This is a genomic window from Pseudomonas sp. SORGH_AS_0199, assembly GCF_031453735.1.
GTDB classification, from domain to species: Bacteria; Pseudomonadota; Gammaproteobacteria; order Pseudomonadales; family Pseudomonadaceae; genus Chryseomonas; species Chryseomonas aestiva.
Genome location: NZ_JAVJAE010000001.1, coordinates 2,796,843 through 2,811,970, shown reverse-complemented (window position 1 = coordinate 2,811,970; position 15,128 = coordinate 2,796,843). Strand labels below are relative to the sequence as shown.

Sequence of the window (15,128 nt, the reverse complement as noted above, 5' to 3'; positions counted from 1 at the left end):
AGTCGGTAACCCGCAGCGACGTCCATGAGGACGCCGCTCCAGACAGCCGCGACTCTACTGCAACCGGAAGCACTCACGCGGGTGTGTCTGAAAGAGTCTGAGCACCGACGGCGCGCAAAAGTTCAGCCAAATCTCAATGACCGGCAGGCGCAGAAAATCAGTAAAAATCCTTAAACATCATCCGCTTAGGTCAAATATATGAAGCGATATCTAACCCAACACCGAACGCCCTGGAGTTAGTCGAATAGCAGCGCAGCACACACCGGGATGGCAATCGTACTAGGGCTACTATTCGGGAAATCACCTAAATAAGTACTCGCAACCCTATGATTTCAATGGAAAGGCGTATAGGGCAGATCGCGCTTGTGGGCGCTACGCCGGTAGGTATTGAGAATGATCTCCAGGGTCGCCGGGCTTACTGCCTTGCCTTCCAGGAAATCGTCGATCTCGGCATAGGTGATGCCGAAGGCATCTTCATCGGCCTTGCCAGGCGACAGGGATTCCAGATCGGCGGTCGGCACCTTGTGCACCAATTCGTTCGGTGCGCCTAGCCACTCGGCCACCGCCCTTACCCGCCGCTTGTTGAGCCCGTGCAAAGGAGTCAGGTCACAGGCGCCATCGCCGAACTTGGTATAGAAGCCCATCAGCGCTTCCGCCGCATGATCGGTGCCTATCACCAGGCCCCGACGTGCGCCGGCTACGGCGTACTGGGCGATCATGCGCTGGCGCGCCTTGATGTTGCCCAGGGTAAAGTCTTCATGGAGTTCGTCATCGAAGGCCACCCGGGCCTCGCGCACCGAGGCGAGCATGGCGTCGCTGGCGGGCTTGATATTGACGGTATGGGTCTCGTCGGGCTGGATGAATTGCAGGGCGCGCTGGGCATCCGCCTCATCGCGCTGCACGCCATAGGGCAGCCGCATGGCAATGAATCTCAGGCGGGCATTGCCACTCTCCTCGCGCGCCCGTTCCACCGCCAGCTGGGCGAGTCGACCCGCGGTGGAGGAATCCACGCCGCCACTGATGCCCAGCACATAGCTCTCCTGGCGGCTGCCGAGCAGATAGTCCTTGAGGAACCGGATACGACGCTCCGCTTCCGCGGCCGGATCGAAATGTTCGGGTACCTGCAGGGCCTGGATGATGTCGCGCTGAAGGGCTTCGGTCATCGGGCGTTCTCCTCTGATTCGCGTTCGAGACGTTGATGATAGGGCACCACCGCGCCGAGGCTATGACGGGCCGCCGCCAGTTGCACGGCCTCGCGATCGCCGGGGAAGTGCCGGGTTTCGGAATAAAGCACAATGTCATCGCCAACCCGGTAGCCCCAGGCGAAGCAGACGGTTCCCTGGGGAATGCCGTCCGCTCCGCCGGGCCCGGCCAGCCCGGTATTGGCAATGGCCACCTGAGCCGGACTGTCACGCAGCGCACCGGCGGCCATCTCCCGCGCCACTTCCTCGCTGGTGAGGTTATGACGCTCGATGGTCTCCGGCCTGACGCCCAGGAGACGCTGCTTGGCTTCGGGGGAATAGACGACGTAACCCGATTCGATGCAGCCGCCGCTGCCGGGTATCTCCGACAGCAGCCCCACGACCTTGCCGGCCGTGCAGGATTCGGCCGTGGTGAGTTGCAATTCGCGGGTCTTGAGATAGTCCAGCATGGACTCGATGGTGTTCATGAGTGCGTGTCCCCAAAAGCGGTGCTCCTCCCTTGGAAGAGCGGCGAATTGGGGAAGTTCTGGGGCTACCTGCCCGGTATTCTCCAGGTCGGCGGGCGTATCGATGTCGTGGTGGATATCGGCGTCCGCGACTTCCCGCTCTAGCACCGAACCCTCGCGCAGGAGCCGTTTCGCTCCCTCGTCCCCCTCGAGTTCGCCCAGCGCAGCGGCAAAATTCCGACCAAAGAGCACGGGATGGCCACGCCTACCCTGGCAGGTCGGGATGACGATGCGCTCGGGATGATGGAGGTCCAGCAACTGCCGGGCCGTCGCGGGCTGTACGAAGGGCATATCGCCCAGGGTTACCAGCCAACCGGACGCACCGGGCGTCGCGCGCACCGCGGCGGCCAGGCTGTCGCCCATGCCGGTGGTGGGCAGGCTCAGCACTGCCAGGCCTTCCTGTTGCGCTAGCTCGGCGCGCCAGGGAGCGCTGTCCGAAACCACGGCCAGGCACGGCAGACCCAGGCCTCGCCACAGTCGAAAGGTCGCCTGCAACACCGTCAGCTCGGCCGGTCCGGGCAAGGCGGCCTGCAGCTTGTCGCCACCGCCGGCGGCGCGGAAGCGACTCCCGGCACCCGCCGCGAGGATCAGCACCTGAACCGGGGCCATCCCTAGGCGACCTGCTCCACCGCCACCAGGGCGCGCTTCTTCTGGGTCAGAGCGATGCCGTTCTTGACGGCGACCACCTCCGCCAGCAGCGACAGGGCGATTTCCGGTGGGGTGTGACTGCCGATATGCAGGCCGATGGGGCCATGCAGGCGATTGATCGCCGCGACCGGCAGGTCCAGCTGCAGCAGCCGCTCCCGCCGCCGATCATTGTTGCGCAGTGAGCCCAGGGCGCCGACGTAGAAGGCGTCGGACTGCAGCGCCGTCAGCAGGGCCAGGTCATCCAGGCGCGGATCGTGGGTCAGGGCTACCACCGCGGTGCGTTCGTCCGGGCGGATCGACAGCACGGCATCGTCCGGCATGCCGGAGATGAAACGCGCCTGGCGCGTCTCCCAGCCCTGACGGAATTCCTCGCGGGGATCGCAGACCAGCACCTCGAAATCGAGCATGGCCGCCATGTCGGCGACATAGAGCGACAGCTGACCGGCACCGATCAGCAGCAGGCGCCAACGCGGTCCATGGACCAGGCGCAGCCGCTGCTCGTCCAGGGTGACCGGCGCATCGTGGGTGGTGCTGGAGATCCGCACCACGCCGGTCGCCAGGTCCAGCTCACGCAAGGCCAGTTCGTGGCCGTCGCAGCATTGCAGCAACTGCTCGACCCAGCGCCAGTCACCGACCTGCTCCTGGACCAGACGCAGGGTACCGCCACAGGGCAGCCCGAAACGCGCGGCTTCGTCGCCGGAGACGCCGTAGGTGATGATCTCCGGGCGCTTCCCGGCGAACTGGCCGGCGTGCAGTCGGGCGATCAGATCGTCCTCGATGCAGCCACCGGACACGGAGCCACAGACCTGGCCATCGTCGCGCAGGGCCAGCATGGCGCCCGGCGGCCGGGGCGAACTGCCCCAGGTCTGGACCACGGTGAACAGGCTGACGCCCTGTCCCTCCCGTCGCCAGGCTAGGGTCTTGCGCAAAACTTCTTGATCGACACTGTCCACGCCCTGCTCCTCTCTACCCTGCACCTGCGACGGCAAAAACGTCGTTCCGGGGGTAGAACCCAACAGCGGAGCGGGGTTCCCCAGGGCGGAACCCGATGGATCGCCGGCCTATCCATAAGGGACACCCAAGAGGAGAACGCCCATGCCCCGCTCGATCTGGAAAGGCGCCGTCAGCTTCGGCCTGGTGCACATCCCCGTTTCGGTCGTCTCGGCGACCCGGCAATCGGGCATCGACTTCGACTGGCTGGACGAACGCAGTCTCGATCCGGTGGGCTACAAGCGGATCAACAAGACCACCGGCAAGGAGGTGCCCAGCGAACACATCGTCAAGGGCGTCGAACATGGCAAGGGCAAGTACGTGGTGCTCAGCGAGGACGAGATCCACAACGCGCTGCCCGAGGCCACTCGCACCATCGACATCCTCACCTTCGTCGAGGCGCGGGAGATCTCCATCCTGCACTTCGAGAAGCCCTACTACCTGGCGCCGGACAAGAACGGCGAAAAGGTCTATGCCCTGCTCCGCGACACCCTGAGCGCCGCCGGCAAGGTGGGCGTGGCCAACCTGGTGATGCACTCCAAGCAGCACCTGGCGGTGATCATGCCGCTGGGCGATGCGCTGGTGCTCAACACCCTGCGCTGGGCCGACGAGGTCCGCTCCGCGGAAGACGTCGGGCTCGAAGGGCTGGACGCCAAGGTCACCAAGAAGGAAGTGGACATGGCCCAGCGGCTGGTGGACGAGATGACCGAGCAATGGGATCCGGAGCAGTACCACGACACCTTCAAGGACAACGTCATGGCCCTGGTCGAACGCAAGCTCAAGGACGGCAAGCTGGAAGCCGTGGCCGAGGAGCCCGAAACCGAGGACAGCGGTGCCGACGTCATCGACCTCACCGAATTGCTGCGCCGCAGCCTGGGCGGCAAGCAGGACAAGGCCAAGGAGGCGCCCAAGTCCAAGGGTACCGGTCGTTCGACCAGCCGCCGTAGCCCTGCCGCCAGCCGTACCCGCAAGGCCAAGTGAGGACCGCCGCCATGGCCAGCCCGTCCAGCGAATATAACCGCAAGCGCAACTTCGACATCACCGCCGAGCCGCGGGACGAGGACAGTCCGCGCCGGCGCAAGGCCAGGGGCGCCCTGGGTTTCGTCATCCAGAAGCACGATGCCCGTCGCCTGCACTATGACTTCCGTCTGGAGCTGGACGGCACCCTGAAGAGCTGGGCGGTGCCCAAGGGTCCCAGCCTGGATCCCGATGAAAAACGTCTGGCGGTACAGGTGGAAGATCATCCGCTCGCCTACGGCAGCTTCGAAGGCAGCATTCCCGAAGGCCAGTACGGCGCGGGCGATGTCATCGTCTGGGACCGCGGCGAGTGGCAGGCGGAGGGCGATGCGGCCGAAGCCTATGCCGCTGGCAAGCTCAAGTTCGAACTCCGCGGCGAAAAGCTCCGCGGCCACTGGACCCTGGTACGCACCCGGTTGCAGGGCCATGGCGACAAGCCGCAGTGGTTGCTGATCAAGGAGCGCGACGCTGAAGCCCGCGACAGTGCCGACTACGAGGTGACCGCGGCCGAACCCGACAGCGTGCTGAGCGACAAGACGCTGCCGCGGCTGGCGCAGCCCAAGGCCAAGTCCAAGGGCAAAACCGCCAGCCAACCGAAGGCAGCCAAGGCGCCGGCACGCCAGGCCAAGGCACGCAAGGCCAAGCTGCCCGAGACCCTGGAGGCGCAACTGGCGACCCTGGTCGACAGTCCGCCGGCCGGCGACTGGCTGTACGAGGTGAAATACGACGGCTACCGGCTGCTCGCCCATATCGAGGACGGTGAGGTGCGCCTCTTCACCCGCAGCGGCAACGACTGGACCGAACGTCTGCCCGAGCAGGCCAGGGCCCTGGCGGCCCTTGGCCTGGAAAACGCCTGGCTGGACGGCGAGATCGTGGTCAACGATGCCCAGGGCATCTCCAGCTTTCAGGCGCTGCAGAATGCCTTCGAGACCGGCAAGGCGACCCGCATCGCCTATTACCTGTTCGACCTGCCCTATCTCAATGGCGCGGATCTGCGCGAGGTACCGGTCGAGCAGCGCCGCGAGCTGCTCGGCAAGCTGCTGGAGCAAGGCAACGACAGCGACCTGCTGCGCTTTTCCGCCGCCTTCGAGGTACCGGCCGATCGCATCCTGGCCAGCGCCTGCGAACTGGGCCTCGAAGGGGTGATCGGCAAGCGCCTGGGCAGTGCCTATCGCTCCCGGCGCAACAAGGACTGGATCAAGCTCAAGTGCGCCCATCGCCAGGAATTCGTCATCGTCGGCTACACCCCGCCCAAGGGCGGCCGCCAGCACCTGGGCGCGCTGCTGGTGGCGCTGCACGATGACCAGGGCCGGCTGCACTATGCCGGCAAGGTCGGCACCGGCTTTACCGCCGCCCTGCTCAAGCAGTTGCACGGCAGATTCCAGCCGCTGATCGTCGATCAGCCGCCGGTGGTGGATCCGCCGAGGGGCGCCGCCTACCGCGAGGTGACCTGGTTGCGGCCCGAGCAGCTGTGCGAGATTGCCTACGCCGAGCTGACCCAGGATCGCATCGTCCGTCAGGGCGTCTTCCATGGCCTGCGTGACGACAAGCCCGCCGAGGGCATCGGCCTCGAACAGGCCGCGCCGGCACGGGAAGCCGAAGGTCCCGACGCCCCGCCCCGGCGCAAACCCGGTGCCGGACAGCAGGAGGCTACCGTCGCCGGAGTGCGCATCAGCCACCCCGAGCGCGTCATTGACGAGGCCAGCGGCGCGCGCAAACTCGACGTGGCCGGCTATTACGCCGCCGTTGCCGACTGGATCCTGCCGCACCTGGCCGAGCGGCCCGTGGCCCTGGTCCGTACGCCCGAGGGTATCGCCGGCGAGCAGATTTTCCAGAAGCACAAACAGACCCTGGCGATCCCCCATATCCGCGAACTGGCGCCCGAGCTGGATCCGGGTCATGCACCGCTGATGGTCATCGACAGTCGCGAGGCTCTCATCGGCGCGGCCCAGATGGGTACGGTGGAACTCCATACCTGGAATGCCACCGCCGCCCGCATCGATCGCCCCGACCGCTTCATCCTCGATCTCGACCCCGATCCCGCCCTGCCCTGGTCGCGCATGGTGGAAGCGACGGAGCTGGTGCTGACCCTGCTCGACGAGCTGGACCTCCAGGCGTTCGTCAAGACCAGCGGCGGCCGCGGTCTGCACTTGGTGGTGCCCCTGGATCGGCGCCAGGATTGGGACACCGTCAAGGCCTTCGCCCAGGCGGCCGCCCAGCACCTGGCCAACACCCTGCCCAAGCTCTTCGCTGCCAAGATGGGCGCCCGGAATCGCCAGGGGAAGATCTTCGTCGACTACCTGCGCAATCGCCATGGCGCCACCACGGTGAGCGCCTTTTCCCTGCGCGCCCGTCCCCACCTCGGCGTTTCGGTGCCCGTGGCGCGCGACGAGCTGACCGACCTGCAGGGCAGCGACCAATGGCGCTTCGATTCGCTCCTGCAACGCCTCGAAGGGCTCAAGGACGATCCCTGGGCCGGGTATGCCGGGGTGCGCCAGAGCCTCACGGCCGCGCGGCGCAAACGACTGGGCGTGGCCTAGCGACACGCCTGCCGTCGGCCAGCATAGCGCCCAAGCGAAACCCCTTATCGCTCCCCGTGGTCTGCACTAACGAGCGCTGTCGTGGACAGCGCCGTCGCCAGCCACGGGATGGAGCCGATGTCGATCGATCTGGATAGCCTTCAGGACACCCTGGACGAGTGGGCCTATGACGAGGTCACTCCCGCACTGCTGCAACACCGACTCCAGATTCTCAATCAGCGCGGCCTCGACCGCCTGCCCTTGCCCGGCCAGGGTCAGACCCTGGATCGTTGGCGCGCTTTGGCCCAGGTAGCCCATCATGATCTGGGCCTGGTCAAGCTGTACGAGGGCCATACCGATGCCCTGGCCATCCTGAGCGAACTGGATGGCTACGTACCGCCTGAAAGCCTCTGGGGCGTCTGGGCTGCCGAGCCGCCGGACGCCCGCCTGCTGGTGCGCTACAGCGCCGACGGCATGGTCACCCTGCACGGCCGCAAGTCCTGGTGCTCCGGCGCCGCCCTGGTCAGCCATGCCCTGGTCACCGCCTGGATGGACGACCATCCGATGCTGGTGGCGGTGGAAATGAAGCAACCCGGCGTCGAGGTCACCCAGGACGGCTGGCGCGCCATCGGCATGCAGCACACGGGTAGCGTCGATGTGCTCTTCGATGGCGCCGCCGGCGTGCTGGTCGGGGCTCCCGGTCGGTACCTGCACCGTCCCGGCTTCTGGCATGGCGGCGGCGGCATCGCCGCCTGCTGGTATGGCTCAGCCACCGCCCTGGCGGATACCCTGCGCGCCCATTGCAAGCGTCATCGCGAACCCCATGCCCTCGCGCACCTGGGCCACGTGGACGCCGCCCTGCTCGGCGCCGTCACGGCCTTGCGCCAGGCCGCCCACTGGATCGACCTCAATCCCGAGGCGGACGCCCGCTATCCCGTCTGCCAGTTGCGGGCCCTGGTCGAGCAGTGCGCCGAAATCGTCATCCGCCATACCGGCCGCGCCTTCGGCGCCGCGCCGCTGTGCCGTGACGCCTATTGCGCCCGCCACATGGCGGACCTTCCCGTCTACCTGCGCCAGAGTCACGCCGAACGTGATCTGGCGGTACTGGGTGACCTCAATCTGCTGGAGGGTGCCCCTTGGCAACTGTAGGCGATCGTCAGATTCAAGGACTCGGCACCCCGCCCGAGGCGTGGCTGCAGTGGTCAGGCTTTGGCGAGATGCCGGCCATCGAAGCCGCGCAACTGGTTCCGCCGGGACATCGCGCCGTGGTGGTCGCCCCTCACCCGGACGACGAAATTCTCGGTTGCGGCGGCCTGCTCTGCCTGCTGGGCGAACTGGGGCGCCGCTTGGCGCTGGTGGCGGTCACCGATGGCGATGGCAGCCATCCGCAGTCCACCCTCTGGCCCGCCAGCCGCCTGCGCAATACCCGCCCGCTGGAAACCCGCGAAGCCCTGCGCCGGCTGCGTCTGGAACGCGCCACCGTGACGCGCCTGGCGATCCCGGACGGTCAGGTCAGCGAGCAGGAAGACGCCCTGCAACAGCGCCTGCTGGAGTTCATCACTCCCGAGGACGTGGTCTTCGCCACCTGGCGGCTGGATGGCCATCCCGATCACGAGGCGACCGGGCGTGCGGCGGTGGAAGCCTGCCGTTTGCGCGGGGCTCGCTGCATCGAGGTGCCGGTCTGGACCTGGCACTGGGCCGCCCCCGGTGATCCGCGCGTGCCCTGGGACCGGGCGCGGCGCCTGGATCTGGAAGAAGATGTCCTCGCGCTGAAGAAGCGTGCGGTCAGCGCCTTTGGCAGTCAGCTGACCGAGGACGCCAGCACGGGACAGGGGCCGATCCTGCCGCCTGCGGTGGTTGCCCGTCTTACCCGTGCCTGGGAGGTCTATCTGACGTGACTGTCTCCATGAGCTATTTCGACTCGCTCTACGCCAACAGCGAAGACCCCTGGGACTACCGCCATCGCTGGTACGAGGCGCGCAAGCGCGATCTGACCCTGGCCGTGCTGCCGCATCGCCGCTACACGCACGGCTATGAGCCAGGCTGCTCCACCGGTGAACTGTCCCGGCGCCTGGCCGAACGCTGCGAACGGCTGCTGGTCAGCGACGGCAATGCCTCGGCGGTCGCCACTGCCAGCGAGCGCCTGGCCGACCAGCCCCACGTCGAGGTACGGCACGCGCTTTTGCCGGACGCCTGGCCCGCGGGCGCCTTCGATCTCATCGTCATCAGCGAGATCGGCTACTACCTCGGTGAGCGCGGCCTGGATGCCCTGCTGGATCGCGCCCACAGCGCCCTGTTGCCCGGCGGGGTGCTGCTCGGCTGCCACTGGCGCCACCCCATCGACGGCTGCGCCCTGACCGGCGACCAGGTCCACGCACGCATGGCCGCCCTGCCCGGCCTGCATCGCCTGAGCCAGCTCGAAGAAGCCGATTTCGTCCTCACCCTCTGGTCTTCCGATCCCACCTCCGTCGCCCGCCGGGAGCAGCTTCTATGATAGGTGCCGTGATACCCGCTCATAACGAAGAGCAACACGTCGAACGCTGTCTGCAATCGGTGCTGCGCGCCGCGCGGCATCCGGCCCTGCTGGGTGAGACCGTCGAGATCGTCATCGTGCTGGACAGCTGCACCGACGGCACCGCCGACATCGTTCGTCGCCTGCCGGTAACCGCACTGGAGGTCTGGGCCTGCAACGTCGGCCTGACCCGGGCGACCGGCGCGGCCCACCTGATCCAGCGGGGCGCGCGCTGGCTGGCCTGCACCGATGCCGACTCCGAGGTGGCGCCGGACTGGTTTGCCGCCCAACTCGCCTACGGCGCCGATGCCGTCTGCGGTGTGGTCGAGGTGGACGACTGGGCCCCGCATTCCCCCGGTCTGAGAGCGCGCTATGAGGCGGCCTATCACGATCGTGAAGGCCATCAGCACATCCACGGCGCCAACTTTGGCATCTCGGCGGCGGCCTACCTGCGCGCCGGGGGCTTTCCCTCCATGACCGTGGACGAGGACGTCACCCTGGTCACCGCGCTCAAGACCCAGGGCGCGCGTATCGCCTGGAGCAACAGCGTGCGGGTGCGCACCAGCTCACGGCTGGACTGCCGGGCTCGCGGCGGCTTCGGTGACTACCTGAGCCTGCTCGGCGCCACCGCCTGACGGTTAGACGCCCAGGGCGAAGGCCCCGGGCGTCGCGCCGAACTGGCGGCGAAAGGCCGCGATGAAGGCCGATGGCGAGTTGTAGCCGCAATCCAGCGCCACCTCGGTCACCGCGGCGCCCTGCTCCAGGCGTTCAAGGGCGCTGATCAGCCGCAACCGCTGGCGCCAGGTCCTGAAGGTCAGCTCGGTATCCCGCAGGAAGGCACGACTCAGGGTCTTTTCCGACGCCCCCAGCACCCCCGACCATTGCGCCAGGGTACGGTCGTCCGACGGATTGGCCGCCAGGGCCTCGCACAGCAGCCGCAGCCGGCCATCCTGGGGCGCCGGCAGCGACAACCCCACCTCGGGCGCCGCCTGCAGCTGATCGAGCATCACCGACACCAGCCTGCCCTCGGCGCCATCCTCGTCATATTCCCGGGCGAAGCCACTGAAGGTCTTGATCAGCTCGCGGATCAGGGGGCTGACCGCCACCACGCGACAGCGCTCGCCGACATAGGGCGCTGCCTCGGCGCTCACATAGAGACTGCGCATCTCCGCCTGCGGCGAGGAACGCACCTGGTGCTCCACATCGGCGGCGATCCACACCGCCCGCTGCGGCGGCGCGACGTAGCTGCCCTCGGCGGTGGTCACCGTGAGCACCCCCCGGATGGCATAGGACAGTTGCCCCCAGGGATGTCGGTGCCAGGGTGTCCAGGCCGGTTGCGCCAGGGACTCGACGCGGGCATAGAGCCGCCGGGGCAGGTGGGCGAGTGCGGGAACGGGACGTTCGACCGCAGACTGTCCGTTTGACGACATCATTGGGGCTTTTCGCGTTAGTCGGTTAGGTCAGGAGACGATAGCCTTGAGGCCATCCACAGACAACCCGAGAGAGACCATGGCTCGTCCCCGCCTGATGCCCGACAACTTCACCCTGCTGCTGGTTGCCACGGTGATCCTGGCCAGCGTGCTGCCCTGCCGGGGCCTCGCTGCCCAGGTCGCCAACGTGGTGACCAACATCGCCATCGGCCTGCTGTTCTTCCTGCATGGCGCCAAGCTGTCGCGCCAGGCGCTGGTGGCCGGCATCACCCACTGGCGGCTGCACCTGCTGGTGTTCGCCTTTACTTTCGTCAGCTTTCCGCTGCTTGGCTGGGCGCTGCAGCCGCTGCTGGCGCCCCTGGTGACACCGGAGCTCTATCTTGGCGTGCTGTTCATGTGCGCCCTGCCCGCCACCGTGCAGTCGTCCATCGCCTTCGTCTCCATGGCTCGCGGCAATGTCTCGGCGGCGGTCTGCAGTGCGTCGCTGTCCAGCCTGCTCGGCATCTTCCTCACCCCGCTCCTGGTACGGCTGCTGCTCGACGCCCATGGCGGCTCGGACGGCCAGAGCACCCTCGACGCCATCGTCAAGATATGCGTCCAGCTGCTGCTGCCCTTTGTTGCCGGCCAGCTGCTGCGCCCGGTGATCGGCCACTGGGTCGATCGCCACAAGGGCAAGCTCAAGTTCGTCGACCAGGGGTCCATCCTGCTGGTGGTCTACACCGCCTTCAGCGCCGCGGTGATCGAAGGCCTGTGGCGCGAGACACCGATCCTGTCGCTGGTGGGCCTGGTGTTCATCTGCGCCACCCTGCTGACCCTGGTGCTGCTGGCCACGCGCTACAGCGCGCGGCTGCTGGGCATGAGCAAGGAAGACGAGATCACCGTGGTCTTCTGCGGCTCCAAGAAGAGCCTGGCCACGGGGGTGCCCATGGCCAAGGTGCTGTTCGCCGGCAGCACCATGGGGCCGGTGCTGCTGCCCATCATGCTGTTCCACCAGATCCAGCTGATGGTCTGCGCGATACTGGCCCAGCGCTACGCCAAGCGTGAGGCGGTAGTGCCTGTCACACCCGTGGTAGCGCCGCTACCCAAGTGATGCCCGCAGTGGCGAGGCGCCCGATCAGCGCGCCTCGTCCTCGCGAACCGGTTTGCGCATGGTGACCCACTCTTCCGCAGCCGTGGGATGGATGCCCAGGGTGTCGTCGAAGCAAGCCTTGGTCGCCCCGGCCTTGAGGGCAATGGCCAGGCACTGGATCTGCTCGCCGGCATCCGGTCCCACCATGTGGCAGCCCAGTACCTGATCGCTGTCGGCATCCACCACCAGCTTCATCAGGGTGCGCTCCTGGACATCGGTCAGGCTGAGCTTGGTCGGCCGGAAGCTGCTCTGGAAGATCTTCAACCGATGGCCACGTTCGCGGGCCTCTTCCTCGCTCAGGCCGATGCTGGCCAGGTTGGGCAGGCTGAAGACCGCACTGGCGATCAGGTCGTAGTTCAACGGGCGATAGCTGTCCGGATTGAACAGGTGCCGCGCCAGGGTCATGCCCTCGGCCAGGGCCACCGGGGTCAGTTGCACCCGGCCGATGACGTCGCCGATGGCGTAGATCGACGGCTCGGTGGTCTGGAAGGTCTCGCCGACCTCGATGAAGCCCCGCGCATCCAGGGCGACCCCGGTGTTTTCCAGCCCCAGGTCATCCAGCATCGGTCGGCGGCCGGTGGCATAGAACACGCAATCGGCTTCCAGCACCCGATCATCCTTGAGCGTCACCTGCAGGCTGCCATCGGCGGCCTTGTCGATCCGCGCCACGTCGGCATTGAACTGCAGGTCATGGCCACGTTTGAGCATCTCGTCGCGCAGGTGCTCGCGCACGCCCTGGTCGAAGCCGCGCAGGAACAGCTCGCGGCGATACAGCAGCGTGGTGCGGGCGCCCAGGCCCTGGAAGATAGAGGCGAATTCCACGGCGATGTAGCCGCCCCCCACCACCACCACCCGCTTGGGCAGCTCCGGCAGGTAGAAGGCCTCGTTGGAGGTGATGGCGTGCTCACGCCCGGGGAAGTCCGGCACGTCCGGCCAGCCACCCGTGGCGATGAGGATGCGTTCGCAGCGATAGCGCTGGCCTTCAACCTCGACGGTATGGGGATCGAGGATGCGGGCATGGGCTTCCAGCAGGGTAACCCCGCTGTTGACCAGCAAGGCCCGGTAGATGCCGTTCAGCCGGCGGATCTCGTGGTCCTTGCTGGCGACCAGGGTATTCCAGTCGAAGGCCGGGACCTCGGCGTCCCAGCCATAGCCACGGGCCTGGCGGAATTCGTCACGAAAGGAGGCACCGTAGATGAAGTATTTCTTGGGCATGCAGCCCACGTTGACGCAGGTGCCGCCGAGGTAGCGGCTTTCCGCGACTGCCACCCGGGCCCCGAAGTCGGCGGCGAAACGCGCCGCGCGCACGCCGCCCGAACCGGCGCCTATCACGAAGAGGTCGAAATCAAAGGTCGTCATGGAGCTCTCTCTCTGCAGCTGCTGGCGCCAGCATAACGCAAGGCCACCCCGGACAGCGGCGCGGATGGCCAACCGCCAGAAACGACAAGGCCACCCGCAGGTGGCCTGGTCCAGTGCACAGGGCGTCTTACAGTGCCTTGTACAGATGCTCGAAGCAGAAGTTGGTGGCTTCGACGAAGCCTTCCGCGCTGCCGCAGTCGAAACGCTGACCCTTGAATTTGTAGGCCAGTACGCAACCGTCCTGGGCCTGCTTCATCAGGGCGTCGGTGATCTGGATCTCGCCACCCTTGCCCGGCTCGGTCTGCTCGATCAGGTCGAAGATGTCCGGGGTCAGGATGTAGCGGCCGATGATCGCCAGGTTGGAAGGAGCATCTTCCGGCTTGGGCTTCTCGACCATGTTGTTCACGCGGTAGATGTCGTCGCGGATCATCTCGCCGGCGATCACGCCGTACTTGTTGGTCTCGTTGGCCGGGACTTCCTGGATGGCCACGATCGAGCAACGGAACTGGTTGTACAGCTTGACCATCTGCTTGAGGACGCTGTCGCCGTCCAGATTCAGGCAAAGGTCGTCCGCCAGCACCACGGCGAAGGGCTCGTCACCGATCAGCGGGCGGCCGGTCAGGATGGCGTGGCCCAGGCCCTTCATTTCCACCTGACGGGTGTAGGAGAAGGTGCAGTTGTCGATCAGCTTGCGAATGCCGACCAGGTACTTTTCCTTGTCGGTGTTCTTGATCTGGCTTTCCAGCTCGTAGCTGATGTCGAAATGGTCTTCCAGCGAGCGCTTGCCACGACCGGTGACGATCCCGATCTGATGCAGGCCCGCCTCCAGAGCTTCCTCCACGGCGTACTGCACCAGCGGCTTGTTCACAATGGGCAGCATTTCCTTGGGCATGGCCTTGGTCGCAGGGAGAAAACGAGTGCCATAGCCGGCTGCCGGAAACAGACATTTGGTGATCATGGGAGTCCTTTGATCTGTACGTGAAGGCAAAACGAACGGCGGTCTATCCAGCCGCTTGTCGCATACAATGCCCGAAGCGCGCGACGCTGGAAATAGCCAGGCATGGGCGCTCTGTGGACGTGCGGATACGACTCCAGGATTGCCTTCGGGTTCTGCGCAAAGCCGCAAAGAACTGCTATCGTCCAAAGTTTGGAACCAGCGTCACGACTCCGCGGATAGATCTCGACATGAAGAAATGGATGCTCCCGTTGCTGTGTGTTTCCCTCGCCGGCTGCTCCCTGGGCGGTCACCACGAGGCAGCGGAAACGCGGCCACTGAGCGCGGAACAGACCACCCTGCTGCGCCAGAACGACCTGTTGCAGGCCAAGCTGCTGGTCCTGGGTGGCAGTGAGGAACAGCTCAAGCTCGCGGATGCCCTGCTCCTGCGCAATGGCGGCACCAGCGCCGATGGCGAGGTGGAATTCTATCGGGCGGTAATCGCCATCAAGCAGGGTCCGCAGACCGACGATGTCCTGGAATTGCTGAACGCCTCCGCCGATCATCGCTATCCGCTGGCCTATGCCCTGCTCTATCGCATGTACACCGACCCCTTCCTGGTGCCCGAGGCGGATCCGATCCAGGCGCAGACCTACAAGAGCGCCTATGGCGAGCTGGCGGTCGCCAAGAGTGGCTACCCGTCCTTCGACAAGGCCCTGGAAGTCACCCGCCAGCTGGCGCCCTGAAGCCGCCCCTCTAGCCGGCCGCTTTTGCGGCCGTTCACAGTCTGGCACTGGCGAATGAGCAGCCGTTGACCTTTCCTTCATGTGAATGATGTCAATTGGCCGCACGACGGTAGCATCGAACCTCTACCGTCCGCCG

General features: G+C 66.3%; 14 protein-coding genes and 1 pseudogene. 8 read left to right on the top strand and 7 right to left on the bottom strand.

Annotation, left to right across the window (positions count from 1 at the left end; all coding sequences use genetic code 11):
- Positions 1 to 332: 332 nt before the first annotated feature.
- From nadE to QE444_RS13270, 4 genes and pseudogenes are all read right to left on the bottom strand, one after another.
- Positions 333 to 1,163 (bottom strand): ammonia-dependent NAD(+) synthetase, encoded by an 831-nt coding sequence (gene nadE, locus QE444_RS13285; protein WP_309739013.1) that lies wholly within the window; start codon positions 1,161 to 1,163, stop codon positions 333 to 335.
- Entirely contained in the window at positions 1,160 to 1,669 is a 510-nt protein-coding gene (locus QE444_RS13280) for a CinA family protein (RefSeq protein ID WP_309741985.1), read from the bottom strand. Before QE444_RS13280 ends, nadE begins: the two co-directional genes overlap by 4 nt.
- A gap of 165 nt (positions 1,670 to 1,834) precedes the next feature.
- Positions 1,835 to 2,317 (bottom strand): annotated as a pseudogene (locus QE444_RS13275) (NTP transferase domain-containing protein); the annotation flags it as partial.
- Positions 2,318 to 2,319: 2 nt separating this feature from the next.
- A complete protein-coding gene (locus tag QE444_RS13270) occupies positions 2,320 to 3,309 on the bottom strand; it encodes an XdhC family protein (protein ID WP_187979182.1) in 990 nt (329 codons plus the stop codon).
- 142 nt (positions 3,310 to 3,451) lie between these two features.
- Here QE444_RS13270 and QE444_RS13265 point away from each other — a divergent pair, with 142 nt between their 5' ends.
- From QE444_RS13265 to QE444_RS13240, 6 genes are all read left to right on the top strand, one after another.
- On the top strand, positions 3,452 to 4,327 hold the full coding sequence (locus QE444_RS13265; RefSeq protein ID WP_309739011.1) for a Ku protein: 876 nt from the start codon (positions 3,452 to 3,454) through the stop codon (positions 4,325 to 4,327).
- Positions 4,328 to 4,338: 11 nt separating this feature from the next.
- Positions 4,339 to 6,903 (top strand): DNA ligase D, encoded by a 2,565-nt coding sequence (gene ligD / locus QE444_RS13260; RefSeq protein ID WP_309739009.1) that lies wholly within the window; start codon positions 4,339 to 4,341, stop codon positions 6,901 to 6,903.
- Between the two features lie 117 nt (positions 6,904 to 7,020).
- Complete coding sequence (locus QE444_RS13255; RefSeq protein WP_405046470.1) at positions 7,021 to 8,031, top strand: acyl-CoA dehydrogenase; 1,011 nt, start codon at positions 7,021 to 7,023, stop codon at positions 8,029 to 8,031.
- Positions 8,019 to 8,780 (top strand): PIG-L deacetylase family protein, encoded by a 762-nt coding sequence (locus tag QE444_RS13250; protein ID WP_280307287.1) that lies wholly within the window; start codon positions 8,019 to 8,021, stop codon positions 8,778 to 8,780. The genes QE444_RS13255 and QE444_RS13250 overlap by 13 nt, the downstream gene beginning before the upstream one ends.
- Before the next feature lie 8 nt (positions 8,781 to 8,788).
- Positions 8,789 to 9,376: a class I SAM-dependent methyltransferase gene (locus QE444_RS13245; RefSeq protein WP_405046424.1), complete on the top strand. Its 588-nt coding sequence runs from the start codon at positions 8,789 to 8,791 to the stop codon at positions 9,374 to 9,376.
- On the top strand, positions 9,373 to 10,029 hold the full coding sequence (locus QE444_RS13240; protein WP_133861813.1) for a glycosyltransferase family 2 protein: 657 nt from the start codon (positions 9,373 to 9,375) through the stop codon (positions 10,027 to 10,029). Before QE444_RS13245 ends, QE444_RS13240 begins: the two co-directional genes overlap by 4 nt.
- Before the next feature lie 3 nt (positions 10,030 to 10,032).
- Here the strand turns inward: QE444_RS13240 and QE444_RS13235 are convergent, their stop codons facing one another.
- Entirely contained in the window at positions 10,033 to 10,827 is a 795-nt protein-coding gene (locus tag QE444_RS13235; protein ID WP_133861814.1) for a helix-turn-helix domain-containing protein, read from the bottom strand.
- Between the two features lie 76 nt (positions 10,828 to 10,903).
- Here QE444_RS13235 and QE444_RS13230 point away from each other — a divergent pair, with 76 nt between their 5' ends.
- Positions 10,904 to 11,914, top strand: coding sequence for a bile acid:sodium symporter family protein (locus QE444_RS13230; RefSeq protein ID WP_280307285.1), 1,011 nt, complete (start codon positions 10,904 to 10,906; stop codon positions 11,912 to 11,914).
- Positions 11,915 to 11,938: 24 nt separating this feature from the next.
- On the opposite strand, the gene gorA is transcribed toward QE444_RS13230, so the two are convergent.
- Complete coding sequence (gorA, locus tag QE444_RS13225) at positions 11,939 to 13,312, bottom strand: glutathione-disulfide reductase (protein WP_133861816.1); 1,374 nt, start codon at positions 13,310 to 13,312, stop codon at positions 11,939 to 11,941.
- Positions 13,313 to 13,439: 127 nt separating this feature from the next.
- Positions 13,440 to 14,270, bottom strand: coding sequence for a UTP--glucose-1-phosphate uridylyltransferase GalU (gene galU, locus QE444_RS13220; protein ID WP_133861817.1), 831 nt, complete (start codon positions 14,268 to 14,270; stop codon positions 13,440 to 13,442).
- Between the two features lie 239 nt (positions 14,271 to 14,509).
- On the opposite strand from galU, the gene QE444_RS13215 reads away from it, so the two are divergent.
- On the top strand, positions 14,510 to 14,992 hold the full coding sequence (locus QE444_RS13215; RefSeq protein WP_256664577.1) for a hypothetical protein: 483 nt from the start codon (positions 14,510 to 14,512) through the stop codon (positions 14,990 to 14,992).
- The last annotated feature ends 136 nt before the right edge of the window (positions 14,993 to 15,128 follow it).